General features: G+C 64.3%; 20 protein-coding genes and 2 tRNA genes. 9 read left to right on the top strand and 13 right to left on the bottom strand.

What is annotated here, in order from left to right:
* Position 1 precedes the first annotated feature (1 nt).
* Entirely contained in the window at positions 2-547 is a 546-nt protein-coding gene (locus tag AC1D1W_RS01830; RefSeq protein WP_026538031.1) for a peptidylprolyl isomerase, read from the bottom strand.
* Between the two features lie 155 nt (positions 548-702).
* Here AC1D1W_RS01830 and AC1D1W_RS01835 point away from each other — a divergent pair, with 155 nt between their 5' ends.
* Together AC1D1W_RS01835 and AC1D1W_RS01840 are read left to right on the top strand one after the other, a co-directional pair.
* The gene (locus AC1D1W_RS01835) at positions 703-1,701 is read left to right on the top strand and encodes a hypothetical protein (protein WP_476942780.1); all 999 of its coding nucleotides are present in this window, start codon (positions 703-705) and stop codon (positions 1,699-1,701) included.
* A 188-nt stretch (positions 1,702-1,889) separates the two neighbouring features.
* On the top strand, positions 1,890-2,762 hold the full coding sequence (locus AC1D1W_RS01840; protein WP_243178159.1) for a glycosyltransferase family 2 protein: 873 nt from the start codon (positions 1,890-1,892) through the stop codon (positions 2,760-2,762).
* Positions 2,763-2,816: 54 nt separating this feature from the next.
* Here AC1D1W_RS01840 and AC1D1W_RS01845 read toward each other — a convergent pair whose 3' ends face one another.
* On the bottom strand, positions 2,817-3,746 hold the full coding sequence (locus AC1D1W_RS01845; RefSeq protein WP_028275347.1) for a DMT family transporter: 930 nt from the start codon (positions 3,744-3,746) through the stop codon (positions 2,817-2,819).
* Between the two features lie 131 nt (positions 3,747-3,877).
* Between AC1D1W_RS01845 and AC1D1W_RS01850 the strand changes: the two genes are divergently transcribed.
* Positions 3,878-4,246, top strand: coding sequence for a cupin domain-containing protein (locus AC1D1W_RS01850; protein ID WP_243178158.1), 369 nt, complete (start codon positions 3,878-3,880; stop codon positions 4,244-4,246).
* A 58-nt stretch (positions 4,247-4,304) separates the two neighbouring features.
* On the opposite strand, the gene AC1D1W_RS01855 is transcribed toward AC1D1W_RS01850, so the two are convergent.
* The 11 genes from AC1D1W_RS01855 to dnaA form a co-directional block, all read right to left on the bottom strand.
* Positions 4,305-4,380 (bottom strand) — tRNA-Ala (locus AC1D1W_RS01855).
* Between the two features lie 72 nt (positions 4,381-4,452).
* Entirely contained in the window at positions 4,453-4,575 is a 123-nt protein-coding gene (locus AC1D1W_RS01860) for a DLW-39 family protein (protein ID WP_306292825.1), read from the bottom strand.
* A 63-nt stretch (positions 4,576-4,638) separates the two neighbouring features.
* Positions 4,639-4,712 (bottom strand) — tRNA-Ile (locus AC1D1W_RS01865).
* Between the two features lie 98 nt (positions 4,713-4,810).
* Positions 4,811-5,443: a DUF3566 domain-containing protein gene (locus AC1D1W_RS01870; RefSeq protein WP_243178157.1), complete on the bottom strand. Its 633-nt coding sequence runs from the start codon at positions 5,441-5,443 to the stop codon at positions 4,811-4,813.
* Positions 5,440-8,178, bottom strand: a complete 2,739-nt coding sequence (gene gyrA, locus AC1D1W_RS01875; RefSeq protein ID WP_476942781.1) for a DNA gyrase subunit A — start codon at positions 8,176-8,178, stop codon at positions 5,440-5,442. The genes AC1D1W_RS01870 and gyrA overlap by 4 nt, the downstream gene beginning before the upstream one ends.
* Before the next feature lie 61 nt (positions 8,179-8,239).
* The gene (gene gyrB / locus AC1D1W_RS01880) at positions 8,240-10,339 is read right to left on the bottom strand and encodes a DNA topoisomerase (ATP-hydrolyzing) subunit B (protein WP_439954088.1); all 2,100 of its coding nucleotides are present in this window, start codon (positions 10,337-10,339) and stop codon (positions 8,240-8,242) included.
* Between the two features lie 413 nt (positions 10,340-10,752).
* Positions 10,753-11,313, bottom strand: a complete 561-nt coding sequence (locus tag AC1D1W_RS01885) for a DciA family protein (protein ID WP_476942782.1) — start codon at positions 11,311-11,313, stop codon at positions 10,753-10,755.
* Positions 11,310-12,536: a DNA replication/repair protein RecF gene (gene recF / locus AC1D1W_RS01890; protein ID WP_476942783.1), complete on the bottom strand. Its 1,227-nt coding sequence runs from the start codon at positions 12,534-12,536 to the stop codon at positions 11,310-11,312. Before recF ends, AC1D1W_RS01885 begins: the two co-directional genes overlap by 4 nt.
* A gap of 46 nt (positions 12,537-12,582) precedes the next feature.
* Positions 12,583-13,467, bottom strand: a complete 885-nt coding sequence (gnd, locus tag AC1D1W_RS01895) for a phosphogluconate dehydrogenase (NAD(+)-dependent, decarboxylating) (protein ID WP_476942784.1) — start codon at positions 13,465-13,467, stop codon at positions 12,583-12,585.
* A 99-nt stretch (positions 13,468-13,566) separates the two neighbouring features.
* Positions 13,567-14,691: a DNA polymerase III subunit beta gene (gene dnaN, locus AC1D1W_RS01900; protein ID WP_018775670.1), complete on the bottom strand. Its 1,125-nt coding sequence runs from the start codon at positions 14,689-14,691 to the stop codon at positions 13,567-13,569.
* A 585-nt stretch (positions 14,692-15,276) separates the two neighbouring features.
* Entirely contained in the window at positions 15,277-16,698 is a 1,422-nt protein-coding gene (gene dnaA, locus AC1D1W_RS01905) for a chromosomal replication initiator protein DnaA (RefSeq protein ID WP_018775671.1), read from the bottom strand.
* 463 nt (positions 16,699-17,161) lie between these two features.
* Between dnaA and rpmH the strand changes: the two genes are divergently transcribed.
* From rpmH to rsmG, 6 genes are read left to right on the top strand one after another with little or no spacing between them, the layout of a single operon-like run.
* Positions 17,162-17,299, top strand: coding sequence for a 50S ribosomal protein L34 (rpmH, locus tag AC1D1W_RS01910; RefSeq protein ID WP_003800212.1), 138 nt, complete (start codon positions 17,162-17,164; stop codon positions 17,297-17,299).
* Between the two features lie 41 nt (positions 17,300-17,340).
* On the top strand, positions 17,341-17,751 hold the full coding sequence (gene rnpA, locus AC1D1W_RS01915) for a ribonuclease P protein component (RefSeq protein WP_028275301.1): 411 nt from the start codon (positions 17,341-17,343) through the stop codon (positions 17,749-17,751).
* Complete coding sequence (yidD, locus tag AC1D1W_RS01920) at positions 17,744-18,139, top strand: membrane protein insertion efficiency factor YidD (RefSeq protein ID WP_439954087.1); 396 nt, start codon at positions 17,744-17,746, stop codon at positions 18,137-18,139. Before rnpA ends, yidD begins: the two co-directional genes overlap by 8 nt.
* A 15-nt stretch (positions 18,140-18,154) precedes the next feature.
* A complete protein-coding gene (gene yidC, locus AC1D1W_RS01925) occupies positions 18,155-19,129 on the top strand; it encodes a membrane protein insertase YidC (protein WP_243178152.1) in 975 nt (324 codons plus the stop codon).
* The gene (locus AC1D1W_RS01930; RefSeq protein WP_028277976.1) at positions 19,129-19,719 is read left to right on the top strand and encodes a Jag family protein; all 591 of its coding nucleotides are present in this window, start codon (positions 19,129-19,131) and stop codon (positions 19,717-19,719) included. The genes yidC and AC1D1W_RS01930 overlap by 1 nt, the downstream gene beginning before the upstream one ends.
* Before the next feature lie 16 nt (positions 19,720-19,735).
* Positions 19,736-20,386 carry a 16S rRNA (guanine(527)-N(7))-methyltransferase RsmG gene (gene rsmG, locus AC1D1W_RS01935; protein ID WP_018775676.1) on the top strand — a complete coding sequence of 217 codons (651 nt, stop codon included), beginning with the start codon at positions 19,736-19,738 and terminating at the stop codon, positions 20,384-20,386.
* Positions 20,387-20,450: the final 64 nt, after the last annotated feature.

Below are 20,450 nucleotides of genomic sequence, written 5' to 3' on the forward strand. Positions count from 1 at the left end.
GTTAGAGCTTTTCGATGTCAATGCTGTTGATGGTGACATCCTCGACGGGGCGGTCGCCCATGCCGGTGCGGACGCCTTCGATCGCGTCGACGACCTTCTTGGATTCGTCATCGGCGACCTCACCGAAGATGCTGTGCTTGCCCTGCAGCCAGCCGGTGGGGATGGTGGTGATGAAGAACTGCGAACCGTTGGTGCCGCGGCCCATCTGGACGCCGGCGTTGGCCATGGCCAGCTTGTACGGCTCGTTGAAAGTCAGTTCCGGGTGGATCTCATCGTCGAATTTGTAGCCCGGTCCACCGGTGCCGCGGCCCAGGGGATCGCCGGCCTGGATCATGAAGTCCTTGATGATGCGGTGGAAGATGGTGCCGTTGTAGAGCGGCGTGCCGGTCTTGTCCTCGCCCGTTTCCGGGTGGGTCCAGGCCTTCTCACCGGTGGCCAGCCCGACGAAGTTGTCGACGGTCTTCGGCGCGTGGTTGCCAAAGAGGTTGACGACGATGTCGCCGAGGCTCGTGTGGATAGTGGCTTTTGCGGTTGCGTTGGCAGTCATAGGGCCCATTCTTCCATGACGGCTCCGCCCGCATAGGGCCGCACAGTCAGTTCCGCGCTGGGTGAAATCCACTGGAAATCGGCCTGAAGAATAGCCGGTGCGTTCATAGACACGTAGGCTAACTGCAGAACCGTCACATTAATCGGGAGGTAGTTGTGAAGAAAACGGATCGTATTGCCCGTGACCTGGAGCAGTCAGTAAGCACCGGAGTAGACAGCGCCAAGGATTGGGCGGCCCCGCGGGTTGAGGCTGCCGTGAACTGGGCTGTTCCCCGCCTGCAGCACGGACTGGACACCGCCTCTCCCAAGATCCAGGAGGGCCTCAAGTCGGCGGCCCACAATCTGGCCGGCGGCGTTGCCACTGTCACTCCCCGCCTTCAGGATGGCCTGGCCCAGCTGGCGCCGAGGATCCACGATGCCGCGGACAGCGCGACCCCGCGCCTGCACGAAGCTGTGGACAAGGCAGCCCCGGTCATCGCCAATGCACGCGACCGGGTTGTTGTCGAGTACCTGCCCAGGCTTTCCGACCAGATCGGGCAGGCTTCCGTGGTCGTCCACCGCACGTTGGAAAACGCCCCGGCCCACGTGGACGCCGTCGCACAGAAGCTTGTTGATTCCGGTGTTGTCACCGGCGTTCAGACGCAGGCCCAGGCCGTCAAGGGACACGCCAAGAAGGCAGGCAAGAACGCCAGCAAGAACATCAAAGCGGCCGCCACCGAGGTCACCAAGACGGCTAATGCCAAGCTCGCCAAGCAGCAGAAGCCCAAGCACCGCGGCCTGCTGATCTTCGGCATCATCGCTGCCGCCGTTGCAGCCGGTGTCGCCGCCTGGCGGGCGTCCAGGCCGGTGGAGGACCCTTGGAAGGTACCGACGCCGGTAAAGCCCGCCCCCACGGCCGCCCCGGCCGGCGAATCGCTGAAGGACGCCGCCGACAAGGCCGGTTCCGCGACTGTAGCGGCAGCGGACTCCGCGGCTGAGGCATCCAAGGAGGCTTCCGATTCCGCAACCACCGCGGCGGACAAAGCCACGGAAACGGCCAAGGACGCCGCCGGCAACGCCGCTGACGCCGCCGACAAGGTTGCCACCGACGCCAAAACGGCCGTACGCAACATCGCGGCCAGCCTGAACAACGGCACAGACAAGCCCGGCAAGTAGAACCTGGCCGGCACAGGCCGGCTGAGTCGAGACCCTGCGCCGGGCAGTCCGGCTGCCGGCAGGTGTCCTGCACTCTCCCAAGGAGGGATTCCGCCACAGTGCGGGATCCCTCCTTTTGTTTGACGCGGGCTCCGCAGGCACGTCACGGTCCGGCTTCAAACGCCAGGCTTGATGCTAAATTTGTGGTGATGTCACCCCATAGATCACCCCAGGATGCCTTGCTCCTTGCTCCACCGCCGGCTGTGTCTATCGTCATCCCGGCGTACAACGAGGAAAGCGTCATCCGGCAGTGTCTGATCGCCGCGGTCTACCAGTCGGTGCCCGCCCACGAAATCATTGTGGTGGACAACCTGTCCACGGACCGCACGGCGGAAATCGTGCGGCAGATGCAACTGGAGTATCCGGAGAGCCCGATCATCCTGCTCAGCCAGGACCGCGACCAGGGGCTCATTCCCACACGCAACTTCGGTCTGGACCACGCCACGGGCGATATCCTCGGCCGGATCGACGCCGATTCCGTGCTGGAACCGGACTGGGTGGAGCAGGTGCAGAAAGCCTTCGCCGACGAGTCTGTGCACGCTGCGACGGGTCCGGTGGTCTATTACGACATGCCCATGCGCCGGTTCGGGCTCAAGGCCGACGACAAGATGCGCCAACTGATGCTCAGGCTTGCCAAGCACCAGTATCATTTCCTCTTCGGGTCCAACATGGCACTGCGCCGCTCGGCCTGGGAGACCATCCGCACAGAAGCCTGCCGCGACGAGCGGGACGAGATGCACGAGGACATTGATCTGTCGCTGCACCTGGCCGACCACGAGCTCCGGATCCAGTACTGGCCGCAGATGATCTCGGGCATGTCGGCCCGGCGGCTGGAGGACTCGCCGCGGGATTACCGCTACTACGTGACGCGCTTTGACCGCACCTACAAGGCCCACAACGTCAAGAAGATGGCACTGAAGGCGCCCATGGTGGTCTTCTTCTCGGTCTACTTCCCGGCGAAATTGCTCCGTGCCATCCACACGGTCAACGTTGCCCAGCCGGCCCGCCGCGGCGGCCAATAGCGGCCAATGGCGGCGGCCACGCGGCCGCCGGGAGATGCGGCCGCCGGGAGAGGCCTAGTCGGTGCCGAGCTCCGCCAGCCGCTCTTCACCGGCTCCCTCGCCCGTTCTCCGGGCGGAGCGTGAGCCTCGCTGCCCCAGGACCACGACGGCGAGCCCCACCAGGATCATCGCCAGCCCCACGTAGGTCCCGGCCGGCAGCGTCTCGTCCAGGAAGGCTGCGGCCAGGAGCGCCGCTCCGGGGATTTCCAGCAGGATGATCATGGACACCAGCAGCGGGCTCATGGTCGCCAGCAGATAGTTGAACGCGGTGTGCCCCACCAGCTGTGCGCACACGGTAATGGCGAGGATCCCCAGCCAGCCGGTGGCTTCGAACCCTGCCAGCGGCTGTCCGGCCAACAGCGCCATCCCCGCCACAATCGCGGCGCACATGCCGTAGCACAGGGTCGTATAGACGCCGGTGCCCATGCTCTGCCGCGCCTTGCCTCCGGCGAGCGTGTAGATGCCCGCCAGGGCGCCGCCGGCGACGGCCAGGAGATCGCCCACAAGCGCCTCGGGCGAGGAGCCCATATCAAAACCGGTGATTGTCACGACACCGCCGAAGGCGAGCCCCAGCCCTACCAGGACCGGCCAGCGGAGCCGGACTCCCCGGAAGAGCTGGAAGATCGCGATCCAGCCTGACTGAAGGCACACCAGCGCAGTCGCCGCCGCGACCGACGTCAGCTGCAGGGAGGTAATGAAACACGCGAAGTGCAGGGCCAGGGCGACGGCAGCGGCGAGCGACCAGCGGAACTCGGCTCCGGTCACCTTTCCGAACTGACGGGGGTTGCGGACCACAACCGGACCGGCCATCACGACTGCTCCAATGGCGTTGCGCCAGAAAGCGATGGCGAGGGCACTGACCGACGTGGCGCCCAGCGTGGCGGCAATAAGGGGCCCCGACGAGGCCACACCCAGCACACCTACGGCCGCAAGTAAGAAGTTCACGCTCCAACACTAATGGGACGGACAGCAGGGGCCCTTACGGCCGCTGCTCCTTGACGGGTGCATACCGCGGTGCCAACCTTAAGGCGCGGTCTCACGTTCCGGTCTCGCCATCATCGAAGAAGGAGACCATCATGGCGTCAATGATCCGCAAGAGCCTGGACAATCCCGAAGAGACGCGCCCCGTTGCCGAGGGCATGGGTCAGGTGGAGCTCGTCAACCTCGAGGCCGGCCCGGTTGGACGGGCCACCTTCCTTCCGGGCTGGAAGTGGTCAGACCACGTCAAGCCGATCGCCAAAACTGACAGCTGCATGGCCAGCCATACCGGCTACACGATTTCCGGCCGCATCAAAGTCGTCATGGACGACGGCGAAGAACTCGAATTCGGGCCCGGCGACTTCGGTGTGATTCCGCCGGGCCACGACGCCTGGGTGCTCGGCGACGAGCCCTACGTGTATATCGACTGGCAAGGGATGGCGGACTACGCCAAGCCGAAGGAGTGAGTGGGGAAGGCATGAAAAAAGCCCCGGACAGCGTTTCCGCTGTCCGGGGCTTTTCCTATGGTGGAGGCACGGGGACTCGAACCCCGAACCCCCTGCTTGCAAAGCAGGTGCGCTACCAATTGCGCCATGCCCCCATAAGAAGCAACCCGACAATCATACCCTAGGTCCGGAGAGCTGATTTCCAGCTTCCATCCCCGGGTTCCGGGCTAGTCAACCGTATCGGTTGAATTGCTCCAGATCACTTTCCGGGCTTCGGATTCCTGCACTTTCCTGTAGAGGAGGACGCCTGCGACCGTGGCTGCGATAACCAGCAACTTCTTCACATGCACCCCGTTCCGGTTCTGTCATGGACGAACCTTCACTAACCTCTGCCAGAACCAGTACAGGTTCCGTGGGCGTACCAGGACTTGAACCTGGGACCTCTTCGTTATCAGCGAAGCGCTCTAACCGCCTGAGCTATACGCCCCGATGCCTCATCGGGCCGAGATATGACTGTACAGCACATCCCGGCCCGATCTCAAATCGAGGCCTTTTTCCGCGGGAATCCGCGGAAAAGTAAGGGCATTAGTCGTCCGTGAGGGTCACGCCGATGCCGCCGACGAGCGTCGCGGCAATGTTGTAGAGCACCGCCGAAAGCATCGACAGCGCCGTCAGCAGCACCACATTGATTACGGCGATGATGGTGGCAAATGAGGCCACCTGACCCAAGGATGCCACCTTCTTCAACTCGAAGCCGCCGCCTTCGGAGCCGGCGAGGGTCCCGAGCAGGCTGTCCACCTGGTCAAAGATCCCGGTCAGGTCCAGGACGGTCCAGAGCACGATCGCCGCCACGACGGTGACGATTCCCAGCGCCACGGAGAGCAGGAAGGCCATTTTCAGCACGGACCAGGGGTCAACCTTGCTGACCAGCAGCCTGGCACGGCGCACCTTGGCCTTGGGAGCGGGCTTGATCAGCCCGGCAGTGCCTTGCCCGCCGGACTGGGCGGGGCGCTGACCCGGGACGGCGGGGCGCTGTCCGGGGACCGTGGGGCGCTGGCCGGGTGCGGCGGGCCGCTGGCCCGTTCCCGTGGCTGCGCCGGACACCCCGGGGCGCTGCTGCGGACGCGAGGGGGCACCTACGCGTGGTGCGGCGGCGGGCTGCCGCACTCCGCTCGGCACGCCGCTGCTCGGCTTGGGATATGAGTCGGAATTACTCACTCGTTACCTCCGGTATTGTCTTCGTCCAGCTCGGCATTGCCTGATGACTCATCTGACTCCGGGGCCGGTACTGATTCTGCCGCTGCGGACTCCTCATGCAGTCCGCCATCTTCAGCCAACGTTACGTCATCGGGCGTGGATGCCCGATTTTCGGCCACGTCTCCGGCATTTTCACCGGTGTCTTCACCGGCATCTTGACCTTCGGCCGGTTCCTCGACTTCGAGCCCGCGTTCGCTGTTGCGCGCGACGGCGATGATGCGGTCGTTCTTGTCCGGCTTGGCAAAGATCACGCCCATGGTGTCGCGGCCCTTGGCCGGCACGCCGCTGACCGACGAGCGGACCACCTTGCCGCCTTCCATGACCACCAGGACTTCGTCTTCCTCGTTGACAATGAGGGCCCCGACGAGGTGGCCACGTTCTTCCTGGTACTTGCCCACCTTGATGCCAAGGCCGCCGCGGCCCTGGAGGCGGTATTCCTCCACTGCGGTCCGCTTGGCGAAGCCGCCTTCGGTGACAATGAAGACAAACGAACCGTCCTGCACGACGTCGGCCGCCAGCAGTTCGTCGTCCTCGCGGAACTTCATGCCGGTCACGCCCGAGGTGGCACGGCCCATCGGGCGCAGCGCATCGTCCGTCGCGGTGAAGCGGACGGACTGGCCCTTGCGGGAGACCAGCATGAGGTCATCGGTCTCGGACACCAGCTGGGCCGAGACAAGCTCATCGCCGTCGCGCAGGTTGATGGCGATGACGCCGGCGGACCGGTTGGTGTCGTAGTCCTCCAGACGGGTCTTTTTGACGAGGCCGCGTTTGGTGGCGAGCACCAGGTAAGGGGCGTGCTGGTAGTCGCGCAGGTCCAGCACCTGGGCGATGTGCTCGTCCGGCTGGAACGCCATCAGGTTTGCCACGTGCTGGCCCTTGGCGTCGCGGCCGGCTTCCACGAGCTCGTACGCCTTGGCGCGGTAGACCCGGCCCAGGTTGGTGAAGAAGAGCAGCCAGTGGTGGGTGGTGGTGACGAAGAAGTGTTCGACGACGTCGTCGCCGCGCAGCTGCGCGCCCTTGATGCCCTTGCCGCCGCGCTGCTGCGAGCGGTAGTTGTCGCTGCGGGTGCGCTTGACGTAGCCGCCGCGGGTAATGGTGACGACCATTTCCTCCTCGGGGATCAGATCCTCGATGGACATGTCGCCGTCGTAGCCCAGCAGGACCTTGGTGCGGCGGTCATCGCCGTGCTTGGCCACGATCTCTGAGAGTTCGGTGCTGATGATCTCGCGCTGGCGCTCCTCCGAGGCCAGGATCGAGTTGTATTCGACGATCAGGGCCTCAAGTTCGGCGTGCTTGTCCTGGATCTTCTGGCGTTCCAGTGCAGCGAGCCGGCGCAGCTGCATGTCCAGGATGGCCCGGGCCTGCACGTCGTCGATGTCCAGCAGCTCCATCAGCCCGTCGCGGGCCGCTTCGGTGGTGGTGGACGCACGGATCAGGGCAATGACCTCATCGAGCGCATCCAGCGCCTTGAGAAGGGCCCGCAGGATGTGCGCTTCCTCCTCCGCCTTCCGCAGCCGGTACCGGGTGCGGCGGGCAATGACGTCCATCTGGTGCGTGACCCAGTGCCGGATGAAGGCATCGAGACTGAGCGTGCGCGGCACCCCGTCGACGATCGCGAGCATGTTGGCGGCGAAGTTGTCCTGCAGCTGGGTGTGCTTGTAGAGGTTGTTCAGCACCACCTTGGCCACGGCGTCGCGCTTGAGCACGATCACCAGTCGCTGGCCGGTGCGGCCCGAGGTCTCGTCGCGGAGGTCGGCGATGCCGGAGATCTTGCCGTCCTTGACGAGTTCGGCGATCTTGATGGCCAGGTTGTCCGGGTTGGCCTGGTAAGGCAGCTCGGTGACCACCAGGCACGTGCGGCCCTGGAGTTCCTCGACGTTGACCACGGCGCGCATCGTGATGGAGCCACGGCCCGTGCGGTAGGCGTCCTCGATGCCCTTGTGGCCCAGAATCGTGGCGCCGGTCGGGAAGTCCGGTCCCTTGACGCGCTGGATCAGCTCTTCGAGCAGCTCTTCGCGGCTGGCGGTCGGGTTGGCCAAGTACCACTGCACACCGTCAGCGACCTCGCGGAGGTTGTGAGGCGGGATGTTGGTGGCCATGCCGACGGCGATGCCGGAGGACCCGTTCACCAGGAGGTTCGGGAACCGCGCCGGCAGGATGGTCGGTTCCTGGTTCTTGCCGTCGTAGTTGTCCTGGAAGTCGACGGTTTCCTCGTCGATGTCCCGGACCATTTCCATGGCCAGCGGCGCCATCTTGGTTTCGGTATACCGCGGAGCCGCGGCGCCGTCGTTGCCGGGCGAGCCGAAGTTGCCCTGGCCCAGCGCCAGCGGGTAGCGCATGGTCCAGTCCTGGATCAGGCGGACCAGGGCGTCGTAGATAGCGGTGTCGCCGTGCGGGTGGTACTGGCCCATGACTTCGCCCACCACGCGGGCACACTTGTTGAAGGAGCGTTCCGGGCGGTAGCCGCCGTCGAACATCGCGTAGAGCACGCGGCGGTGGACGGGCTTGAGGCCGTCGCGGACATCCGGCAGGGCACGGCCCACGATCACGGCCATGGCGTAATCGAGGTAGGAGCGTTGCATTTCGGTCTGCAGGTCCACCTGCTCGACGCGGTCGGTCAGTACGTCGCCATCGAGGATGGCGCCTTCAAGGACGGGCTCGGAGCCGGCCGGCACCTCTGGTGTTTCGTCACTCATTATCTATATTTTCCGTTTCAGGTATATATCAGTCCGGGCATATTCGGGGCTTGGCTGCCCTCTAGATGTCCAGGAACCGAACGTCCTTGGCGTTCTGCTGAATGAAGTTTCGGCGCGATTCAACGTCCTCGCCCATCAGGACCGAGAAGATCTGGTCCGCCGCCAGGGCATCGTCCATCGTCACCTGCAGCAGCGTCCGGTGGTCCGGGTCCATAGTGGTGTCCCACAGTTCCGTGTAGTCCATTTCACCAAGGCCCTTGTAGCGTTGGATGCCGTTGTCCTTGGGGATGCGGCGGCCGGCGGCCTGGCCCGAGACCAGCTTCGCGTCGCGTTCCCGGTCGCTGTAGACGTAGTCGTGCGGGGCATTGGACCACTTGATCCGGTACAGCGGCGGCTGTGCGAGGTAGACGTAGCCGTTTTCGATCAGCGGGCGCATGTAGCGGAACAGCAGCGTCATCAGCAGCGTCGTGATGTGCTGGCCGTCGACGTCGGCATCGGCCATGAGCACGATCTTGTGGTAGCGCAGCTTGGCGATGTCGAAGTCCTCGCCAATGCCGGTGCCGAAGGCGGTGATCATGGACTGGACCTCGGCATTGCCGAGCGCCTTGTCCAGCCGGGCACGCTCGACGTTCAGGATCTTGCCGCGCAGCGGCAGGATGGCCTGGGTCTCCGGGTTGCGGCCGCGCTTGGCGGAACCGCCGGCCGAGTCACCCTCCACGATGTAGACCTCGCACCTCTCCGGGTTCTTCGAGGAGCAGTCGGACAGCTTGCCGGGCATGCCGAAGGATTCCAGCGGGCTCTTGCGGCGGGCGTTGTCCCGGGCCTTTCGGGCGGCCATGCGCGCCTGGGCTGCGGAGATCGCCTTGCGGATGACGTCCCGGGCGGGACCGGGGTTGCGCTCGAGCCAGTCGCCCAGGCCGTCGGTGACAACGCGCTGGACAAAGCCCTTGACCTCGGAGTTGCCGAGCTTGGTCTTGGTCTGGCCCTCGAACTGCGGCTCCGAGAGCTTCACGGAAATGACTGCCGTCAGGCCCTCGCGGATGTCGTCCCCGGTGAGGTTGTCTTCCTTTTCCTTGATGATGTTCTTCTCCCGCGCATAGCGGTTGATGAGTGAAGTCATCGCGGCGCGGAAACCCTCTTCGTGGGTGCCGCCCTCGTGCGTGTTGATCGTGTTGGCGTAGGTGTGGACACTTTCGGAGTACGCGTTGGTCCACTGCATCGCCATTTCCAGGGCAATGTGCCGTTCCGTGTCCTCGGTTTCGAAGGCGATGACGTCCTCGTGGACCACATCAACCTTCTTGCCGGAGTTCAGGTGCTTGACGTAGTCCAGCAGGCCGTCGTCGTACTGGTAGACCACTGTGTGGAATTCCGCGGCGATCTCACCTTCGGTGGGGACGGTGTCCAGGTCCAGGTCGTCGTCCTCGGACGATTCCCCCGGAGCGCGGCGCTCGTCCGTCAACGTGATGCGCAGGCCCTTGTTGAGGAATGCCATCTGCTGGAAGCGGGCCCGCAGTGTTTCGAAGTCGAAGTCGGTGCTCTCGAAGATGCTGGCATCGGGGTAGAACGTCTGGGTGGTGCCGGTCTCGGTGGTTTCCTCGCCCTGGATCAGGCCGCCTTGCGGCTTGCCGCCGTCGGCGAAAGACATCCGCCAGACGTGTCCCTGGCGGCGGACCTCTGTGTCGACCCGGCTGGAGAGTGCGTTGACCACCGAAATGCCGACGCCGTGCAGGCCGCCGGAGACGGCATATCCGCCGCCGCCGAACTTGCCGCCGGCGTGCAGGATCGTCATGACGACTTCCACGGTGGGCTTGTGCTCGGTGGGGTGCATGTCCACGGGGATGCCGCGGCCGTTGTCGACCACCTTGACCCCGCCGTCGGCCTGCAGCACGATTTCGATGTGCGTGCAGTAGCCGGCCAGGGCCTCGTCCACCGAGTTGTCCACCACTTCATAGACGAGGTGGTGCAAACCGCGGGGGCCGGTGGAGCCGATGTACATGCCGGGACGTTTCCGGACAGCTTCCAGGCCTTCAAGTACGGTGATGTCGCTGGCGCCGTATTCGCGCGATGTCGCGGTCCCCGACGGCGCCGCTGCCGCAGCCTCTTGTTCCACCGCTTCCGCTACGTCTTCCACTGCCGGGATCTCTGCATTGTCGTTAGCCACAGGCGCTTTCGACTCCTCTATGTTCGTTGAAGGCCGGCGGTTGCCCCTTCCGTGGAAAAGGCTCCTGCCAACAGGCACGTCACTGACGACGCCGGGTGTTTCCGTTGACTTGGGGATCCCGTCCGCCGCACGCTGAAATTGCGTCGGAAACGGACTCAGTCAACGCTTCACCGGCGCCCAGTTATCTACACCGATTCTATCGTGTTATAGGGGCCAAACCTGCATTCCAGGGCGCCAAACGGGCGGGAAAGTGCCGCTGGGAGGGCGCTGGCTCCCCCTGCAAGGCATTCGGGGTCCAGCCCTAGGGTTCCTATACGACTCCGGGAGGTTCAAGCGCCCTACACGCCGCTTGCGGATTTTTCAAGGGCTTTTGCAAGAAGTGCTTCAGATCCGGTGCCCGCCAGGGGCCGGGGCTATCCGTACGTGTCGCGGGGACCCCGGCCGTTGACCGTCCGGAGGCCCTTGCGCCAGCTCGGGGCGGCGGGTCCGAGCACCTGGATGCTGGTGACGACGCCATCGCCAAGCTCGGTCCGGAATTTTTCCAGCAGGCTGCTGCTGAGCAGCCGCAGCTGGGTTGCCCAAGCCGTGGAATCGGTCCGCACATGCAAGGTGGTGTCGGTAAAACTCTCGGGAGTGCAGTGCGCCGAGATCTCCGGGCCCACCAGCACGGCCCACTGCGCCATGACGGAGCCGACGGCCACCGGCGAGCTCCAGCCGCGTTCGGCCACGAGGCGTCCCACGACTTTTCCGAGGCCCAGCGGATCCCTGCCGGTGCCGTGGAATTGGGAGAACCCGCGGGTTCCCCGGGCCGCGCGGCCGGGTTTTTGGCTGGCGGCACCGGAGCGCGGGACCGCCCGCCGGATTTCGCCCCGGGCCGCGGCGGCGTCGCGCATCCGGTTCAAGGCGGCCTGCGCGGCATCGATATCGTCGGGGTCACGGCCGGGCTGCAGGCCGCCGTCGGTATCCTTATTCATCGATTTTCCTGCTCATCGATTCCTCCCGGGATGACCTTCACCCGCCGTCCGGTCAGCTCCGCCGGGATATCGTCCTCGACGGCGGCAGTGACCAGCACTTGCTCGGCGCCGGATACTATTGCCGCCAGTTTACGCCGCCGCTGGACGTCGAGTTCGGCAAAGACATCGTCCAGAATCAGGATCGGGGGCGAGCCACCCGTGCGGGCATCGTCGAGCATGACGTAGTAGGAGGCCAGGCGCAGGGACAGGCACATGGACCAGGTTTCCCCGTGGGAGGCGTAGCCCTTGGCCGGCGCCGACCCAAGCACGAGCTCAAGTTCGTCGCGGTGTGGCCCGACCAGCGAGATTCCCCGTTCCAGTTCCTTGCGCCGGGCTGCGGCGAAGGCCTGGATGTAGCGGACGGTGAGCTGCTCGACGGAGAGCAGGCGCAGGTCTTCCGCCGGCGCGGCCTCATCGGCAGCAGTTCCGTCCGCAGGTCTGGAATCCGCTGGTCTTGAGGTGCCGCCGTCGTCGTCCAGGCTGTCCTGCAGCGTGGAACGGTACACCGCAGTGGCCAACTTGGAGCCATCGGTCAGCTGCGCGTAGGCGTTTTTCAGGTGCGGTTGCAGCCGGTCCACCAGCTCCAGGCGCGCGTGCAGCAGCTCAGCCCCGGCCCGGGCCATGTGCTGGTCCCAGACATCGAGCGTTGCCTCGTGGCCCGTGCTGAATTTTCCGGCGCGGGCCGACTTGAGCAGCGCGTTGCGCTGCTTCAGGACCCGGTCATAGTCGCTCCTGGTCGCGGCGTGGCGCGGCATGAGGCTGACCAGGAGCTCATCCAGGAACCGGCGGCGGCTGGACGGATCGCCCTTGACCAGCGCCAGGTCCTCCGGCGCGAAGAGCACCGTCTGGCAGATCCCGAGCAGGTCCCGGGCACGGACCGGGTTGCTCCGGTTGATCCGTCCGCGGTTGGCCCGGCCCGCGTTGATTTCCAGCTCCAGCACGGTGGACTGCTCGCCACGGACCAGCTTGGCCCGGATCATGGCCCGCTCGGCACCAAACCGCAACAGCGGCGCGTCCGTGCTGACCCGGTGCGAGGTGAGCGTGGCCAGATACCCGATCGCTTCCATCAGATTGGTCTTGCCGATGCCGTTGGAACCCACCAGGACGGTGACTCCGGGCTCAAGGCTGAGATCGACCTGGGCGTAGCTGCGGAAATCGGTGAGCGAGAGTTTTTCTAGGTACACGCGGGATTCAGGACTTCACAGGCAGGATCAAGTGGCCGGGGCAGGATTATTTGGCCGGCCGGGTCGCGTGGCCGCCGAACTGGTGGCGCAGCGCCGAGACCATCTTCATGGCCGGCGAATTGTCCTCGCGGGAAGAGAACCTGGCGAACAAAGCAGCCGTGATCGCCGGGGCCGGCACCGCGTTGGCTATGGCCTCCTCGACGGTCCAGCGGCCTTCGCCCGAATCCTCGACGTAGTCGGAGATCGATTCCAGTCCGGGATCCTCGTCAAGGGCCTTGACCATGAGGTCCAGAAGCCAGGAGCGGACAACCGTCCCCTTCTGCCAGGCCCGGAATGTCCCGGGAAGATCGGCGACGATCTCCTTGGCGGCCAGGAGCTCGTACCCCTCGGCGTAAGCCTGCATCAGGCCATATTCGATCCCGTTGTGGACCATTTTGGCGTAGTGGCCGGCGCCGACGCCGCCGACGTGCACAAAGCTGTCGGCCCGCTCACCTGCGGGACGGAGCGCGTCGAAGACGGGGAGTGCCCGTTCGATGTCCGCGGCATCGCCGCCCGCCATCAGGCCGTAACCGTTCTGGAGGCCCCAGACCCCGCCGGACACGCCGCAGTCCGCAAAGCGGATTCCCTTTTCGGCCAGCGCGGCACCGTGCTTCTGGTCTTCGGTGAACCGGGAGTTGCCGCCGTCGATCACGAGGTCACCGGCGTCGAGCTTGGTGCCCAGTTCGGTGATCACGGCGTCGGTAATCTCGCCCGAGGGGACCATGACCCAGATCAGGCGCGGCGCCGGGACGGCGGCGATGAGTTCGTCCAGGGTGGTGACGTCGGCAACGTCGGGGTTGCGGTCAAACCCGGTGACCTCGATCCCGCCCTTGCGCAGCCGTTCACGCATGTTGAAGCCCATTTTTCCAAGGCCGATTAGTCCGATGTGCACGGGGATGAACTCTTTTCTGCGCTGGGGTGCTTCGTTGGGGACGGCCGTGATGGCCCGCAGGTGCCGTGCTCCGGAGGTCCGGGGCACGGCAGTGACGGGCTAGTTGGGCAGCCGGACGGGCATGACGAGGTAGCGGTAGTCGCCCTGGTCCTCGCCCTCGGCGTCCTGCTGGGCCGTGATCATGGCCGGCTTGGGGGCGGTGGTGAAGGAGAAGCGCACGAACTTGGTTTCGATGACGCTCAGGCCCTCGATCAGGTAGTGCGGGTTGAAGGCCACGGTGATGTCTTCACCGGACAGCTGGGCTTCGAGCTCCTCGGAGGCCTGGGCGTCCTCGCCGGTGCCGGCGTCCAGGTGCAGCTGGCCCTGGGTGAAAGCGAGCCGGACAGGCGTGTTGCGTTCGGCCACGAGCGAGACGCGGCGCACGGCTTCGACCAGTTCCTGGGTCTGTACGGTGGCGTGGATGGGGGTCGAATCCGGGAAGAGCGAACGGATCTTCGGGTAGTCGCCGTCGACCAGGAGTGAGGTGGTGGTCCGGCCGCCGCTCTCGAAGCCGATCAGCCGGCTGTCGTCGTCGGCGAGGGCGATGTTGATGTCGCCGCTGCTGCCCAGGGTCTTCGCCACTTCGTTGAGGGTCTTGGCCTTGACCAGAGCGCTCGTGGAGATGCCCGGCGTCGCAGGCTTCCACGGGACTTCACGCATCGCCAGGCGATAGCGGTCGGTGGCCAGGAGGGTGATGAGGTCGTCCTCGATTTCCATCCGCACGCCGGTCAGGATCGGCAGGGTGTCGTCCTTGCTGGCCGCGATGATCACCTGGGATACGGCCTGGGCGAACGAATCGCCGGGCACGGTGCCGCTGATCGTCGGCAGGGCCGGCAGCGGCGGGTATTCGGCCTCGGGCATCGTGGCCAGGTGGAAGCTGCTTCGGCGGCAGGTGAGCGTCACTTTGTTGCCGTCGGTTTCGACCTCGACGGGGGCGGACGGCAGGCTGCGGCAGATGTCCGCGAGCAGGCGTCCCGATACCAGGATGGTGCCCTCGGCGCTGATGTCAGCGGGGATTTCGAGCCTTGCGGAGGTCTCGTAGTCGAAACTCGACAGGCTGACGGTACCGGCTTCAGCCTTCAGGAGCAGGCCCGAAAGTACGGGAACGGGCGGCCGCGGAGACAACGACCGGGCGGTCCATGTCACGGCTTCTGCCAGGACGTCCCGTTCGACTCTGAACTTCACGGAAGGGTGCCGCCTTTCATTGCTGCTGTTAGTGCTGAAAATCGCTGAAACTGCTCAAGCTGCGGTGGACCTCGGCAGGGACGCCGAATTCCGTCAACAAGGGAATCGTCCGCCCACCCGGGCCCCATGGCCCCGTAGGAACCACAAAAGATGTCCGGGACGGACGCACTGCAGACAGCTTAGCCCCAAGGTGCGCGTTTCTCCCATCCCCGGGTTACATCGGTGTTGTTCGCGGGGCCGGTCTCCTGCGCCGGTCCGGAACGGGCCTGGGCGCTGCTCGGAGGTCGGAAGGAGATTGTTGTTTGAGGGAATTTCATTTTCTTGGGATTAGTAGTGTTAATAACTGCTGTGGAAACTGTGGATAACTCGATCCTGCCGTGCGAATCCGCGGTTAAGCCCTGTTCATGGACTGTGGGCGGAGCAGGTTTTAAACAGGGTGTGGATGGGGACAAGATTTTTGGCCGACTGGCCAATCCACAGGCGCCTTAAGGGTTTTAAGCCCATTAACCGCGGTTGTCCCCTTAACTATCCACAGGGTTGTCCACAGGGCCCTGTTAATAAGGTAAGAGTGCGCCGGCCGATGGCTCAGGAATTGCGCTGCTGTTGCTTGATCCGGTTGGTCAGCTCGGTCACCTGGTTGTAGATGACCCGGCGCTCGGCCATGAGTTCGCGGATCTTGCGGTCGGCGTGGATCACGGTGGTGTGGTCGCGGCCGCCCAGCTCCTGTCCGATCTTGGGCAGGGACATGTCTGTCAGCTCCCGGCACAGGTACATCGCGATCTGCCGGGCGGTCACCAGTGTGCGGGTGCGCGACTTGCTGCAGAGTTCTTCCATGCTGAGCTTGAAGTAGTCGGCTGTCTGGGTGAGGATCTGCGCCGAGGTGATTTCCTGGGCACCGTCGTCGGTGATCAGGTCCTTGAGCACCATCTCGGCCAGGGCCACATCCACCGGCTGCCGGTTCAGGCTGGCGAACGCCGTGACACGGATAAGGGCTCCCTCAAGTTCGCGGATGTTGCTGGAAATCTTGGAGGCGATGTATTCGAGCGCATCGTCCGGTGCGGAAAGGCCCTCGCTGAGGGCCTTCTTCCGGAGGATCGCGATGCGGGTCTCGAGTTCGGGCGGCTGGATGTCGGTCAGCAGGCCCCATTCGAAGCGCGACTTCATCCGGTCCTCGAAGCCGGCGAGTAGTTTCGGCGGCTGGTCCGAGGTGATGACCACCTGCTTGTTGTTGTTGTGCAGGGCGTTGAACGTGTGGAAGAACTCCTCCAGCGTCCGGTCCTTGCCGGCCAGGAACTGGATGTCGTCGATCAGCAGCACATCCACGTTGCGGTACGTGGTCTTGAAGCTGGTGCCTTCATCGTCGCGGATGGAGTTGATGAAGTCGTTGGTGAATTCCTCGGAATTGACGTAGCGGACCCGGATCCCGCTGTAGAGCCGGCGCGCGTAGTGGCCGATCGCGTGAAGCAGGTGGGTCTTGCCGAGTCCGGAGTCGCCGTAGATGAACAGCGGGTTGTAGGCCTTTGCCGGCGCCTCGGCTACTGCCACGGCGGCTGCGTGGGCGAACCGGTTGGAGGAACCGATCACGAAGGTGTCGAAGACGTACTTCGGGTTCAGCCGGCCGAATTCGTGCGAGGTGCTCGGCAGCATCGGCTGCGGCTTCAACTCCACGGTCGGGTCGGCGGCCAGGGAAAGTTCGACGGCGGGTTCGGGTTCTGTGTGCAGCGGCACCAGATCCGTGTCGACGTCGATCGCGCAGCGGATTTCGTCGGAGAACACGCTGCGGAGCGCGTCGTCAAGGGCTTCCTTGACCTGGGTCTGCAGCACTTCGCGGGTGAGCTCATTCGGAACTGCCACCAGCAGGGTGGAACCGATGAGCCCCTGCGCTTGGGCGAGGATGACGAAGCCGCGCTGCCGGGGAGAGACACGGTGGTCGTTCTCCAGGAGGCTCACTACCCGCCGCCAGGAACTTCCGACAGTGTTGGCTTGGTTGGCTTCGTCTACTGTCATCAATCAGTTCCTCAAACTTGCTGGCCTGCATTACGTGCATCCACGCGGTCCGGAGCTGTCCACCGGCCGGCTCAATCCACAGGGTTATGCACAGTCCGTGGATAAGGGGTTACTGAGACACTGTAGGGGATGAAAACGCCAGAAGATAGCTGGGTTCAGTCCTGTGGATAATTACACCGTTGTGGTTCTGAAATGGGGCGCGTGACGCACTTCATCCACAGGCTGCGGGAGCAGTTAGCCACAGCTGGGGATAGCCTGCGGAGCGGTCCCCGGTTTGACTCGGGAGGTTGGCAAGCCCTAACGTTGTGAAGTCCCATGTGTACGCTTTTCGCCTCATCTGCATCTTTCCTGACGCCCCGCGTCGTGTGAGATACGAGGGAAGCGGCACATACCAAAACTTAGCGTCGGCCAGTTCTTCCCCTTGATCGGGTGGGCGCACCTTTGATCCACTGGAGTAACTAACGTGAGCAAGCGGACTTTTCAGCCGAATAACCGCCGTCGAGCCAAGAAGCACGGCTTCCGCCTTCGTATGCGTACCCGTGCCGGCCGTGCCATCCTGGCAGCCCGTCGTGGCAAGGGCCGCACCGAACTGTCGGCCTAAATAACTGACTCGTCGGTCCATATCCCTGTGCGAGTTGAACGGTGCTAGCCACCAGGAACCGTCTGCGGACATCAACCGATTTTTCAACAACTGTACGTTCCGGTGTCCGCAATGGACGCCGGAACGTAGTGTTATATGCGGCAGCTCTCGCTGCCGATGAACCAAGCCGGATCGGATTCATCGTTTCCAAGAGTGTCGGGAACGCTGTTGTCAGGAACCTCGTTAAGAGGAGACTGAGAGAAGCCGGTGCTTTGTCGTTGCAGAAATACGGCAGCGGGTTCGCCATTGTGGTCCGGGCCCTGCCCGCCGCGGCGGGAGCCAGCTGGGACCAGCTGCTCGCCGACTATGACGCCGCTTTGGAGACGACCATGAAAAGGCTGGGCAACCGCCTTTCGCAGGCTGCTTCACGAGGTTCTAACGAGACGACACAGGAAGGGACCCCGCGTGCGTAACTCAACTGCCGCCGACGTCCCTCCTGCAAAATCCGCAGCAGCATGGTTGGCCCGGGCAGTCTGGAACTTGCCGCGCAATGTCCTCATCCTGTTGCTCCTGGCGTACCGCAAGGTGATCTCACCGCTCTACGGCCAGGTATGCCGCTTTTTCCCCAGCTGCTCGGCCTATGCCCTTGAAGCGATCACCGTCCACGGCGCGGTGAAAGGAAGCTGGCTCGCAGCGAGGCGCCTGTTGCGCTGCCATCCATGGAATCCCGGCGGTGTGGACCATGTCCCCGCCGGGCATCGGGAATGGCCGGCGGGCCGCACCCCCACAATTGTTGTGCTGAACAATCCGGATATCTACCTGGCTGCTCAGCCTGATGGAGAAGGCCGCTCTGCGGCCTGACGAATAGGGAATCGTATGGACATCTTTGAAACAATTTTGGCCCCGTTCAAATGGCTGGTCTCAGCCATCATGGTCGGCTTCCATGACGGACTCAGCGCCATCGGCATGTCGGCGGCCAGCGGCTGGACCTGGACCCTGGCCATCATCGGGCTGGTGCTGGTCATCCGCGCCGCCCTGATTCCCGTCTTCGTCAAGCAGATCAAGGCCCAGCGCGGGATGCAGCTGCTGCAGCCGGACCTGAAGAAAATGCAGGACAAGTACAAGGGCAAGACGGACCAGCTCTCCCGCCAGGCCATGGCGCAGGAACAGATGGCGCTGTACAAGAAGCACGGCACCAACCCGTTCTCCGCCTGCCTGCCCATGCTGATCCAGATGCCCTTCTTCTTCGCGCTCTTCCAGGTGCTCTCCGGCATCAGCTCGGCCAAATCCAGCGGGCATGGCATCGGCGCGATGAGCGCCGAACAGGTCAAGCAGTTCGATGAATCCACCATCTTCGGTGCCCCGCTCTCCGCCTCCCTGCTCCACGGCGGCGGCGGGAACCAGATGTCGGTATGGATCCTCTCCATCGTGATGATCCTGGCCATGACGGCCTCGCAGTTCATCACGCAAAAGCAGATTATGGCCAAGAACATGTCCGAAGAGGCCCTGGCCAGCCCGTTCATGCGCCAGCAGAAAATGATGCTCTACATCCTGCCGGTCGTCTTCGGTGTGGGCGGTATTAACTTCCCCATCGGCGTCCTGATCTACTGGACCACCACAAACCTGTGGACCATGGGACAGCAGTTCTTCGTGATCCGCCGGATGCCTACGCCGGGATCTCCGGCGGCCAAGGCTCTCGCCGAGCGCCGGGCAGCCAAGGGCCTGCCCGCCCTGCCCCTTTTGGGCGGCAAGAAGGTCGACGCCGAGGCAGCCGAAGCCTCCGCCGCGGCCGCCGTCGAAGCCAAGACCCAGCGCGTCCAGCCGCAACGTAAGAACAGGAAGAGGAAGTAATGTCCGCCGAGAGCACCGAACACGCTATTTCCGCCGAGTTTGACGAGGACCGGGACGACGCCCTGAGCGCGGCCGACGACTCGTCACAGGGTGCGGACGCCGGCACCGGCAAGAGTGTTTCCGCCAGCCGCCTCGAAGAAGAAGGCGACGTCGCTGCGGACTACCTCGAGGAACTGCTGGATATTGCGGACATTGATGGCGACATCGACATCGAGGTCCGCAACGGCCGCACGTACATCTCGATCGTCGCCGAAGAGGAAGCCGCCGGGCTGGACAGCCTGGTGGGCCGTGACGGCGAAGTCCTTGAGGCCCTCCAGGAGCTCACGCGGCTCGCGGTCCTCTCCGCGACGGAGAACCGCTCCCGGCTGGTGCTGGATATCAACGGCTACCGTGCCGAGCGTGCCGGCGACCTGCAGAAGATCGCTGAAGACGCCGTCGCTGCTGTGAAGGATTCCGGTGAGGCAGTTGCCCTGGCTCCGATGAGCGCCTACGAGCGCAAGATCGTGCACGACGCCGTCGCTGATTTGGGACTCGTGAGCGAGTCCGAAGGCGAAGGCGCCGACCGGCACATCGTTGTCTCCGCAGACTGAACCGTTGACTAGCTTGATGGTTGAAATTACCGCCCCGGAACTCAAGGCAGCAGAGTCCATCTTCGGCGACCGCCTGGAACTGGCGAAACGCTATGTCGAGCACCTGGCGACGTCCGGGACCGAACGGGGCCTGATCGGGCCCCGCGAGGTGCCCCGGCTTTGGAGCCGGCACGTGCTTAACTGCGCCGTCATCGAGAGCCAGATTGCCCATGGAAGCCATGTCGCCGACGTCGGCAGCGGCGCCGGCCTGCCTGGCCTGTGCCTGGCCATTGCGCGGCCGGATCTGGAACTGACGCTGATCGAACCACTGGAGCGCCGCGTCATCTGGCTCCAGGAGGTAGTGGATGATCTTGGCCTCGAGAACGTCACGATCATGCGCACCCGCGCGGAACTCGCAGTGGGACTCGTGAACGCCGACGTCGTGACTGCCCGCGCCGTATCCGCGCTTTCCAATCTCGCCGGGCTGACCATTCCGCTCCTGGCCGGCAAGGGCGAAGTCGTCGCCATCAAGGGACGGAGCGCCGGCGAGGAAATCGAAAAAGCCGCCAAGGTTATCCGCAAACTGGGCGGCATTCAGACGTCCGTGGTGGTGGTGGGCGAAGACCTGCTTGAGGAACCCACCACCGTTGTGCGAATCGTAGTGAATAAGCCTCAAAAGATTACCTAGCACCGGCCCCGGTGCCCGGGGAGTCTGAGGGGAAGAGGTTAGGCTAGTAACCGGCAGTAAGAGC

Source organism: Arthrobacter sp. P1_B4, from assembly GCF_056406555.1.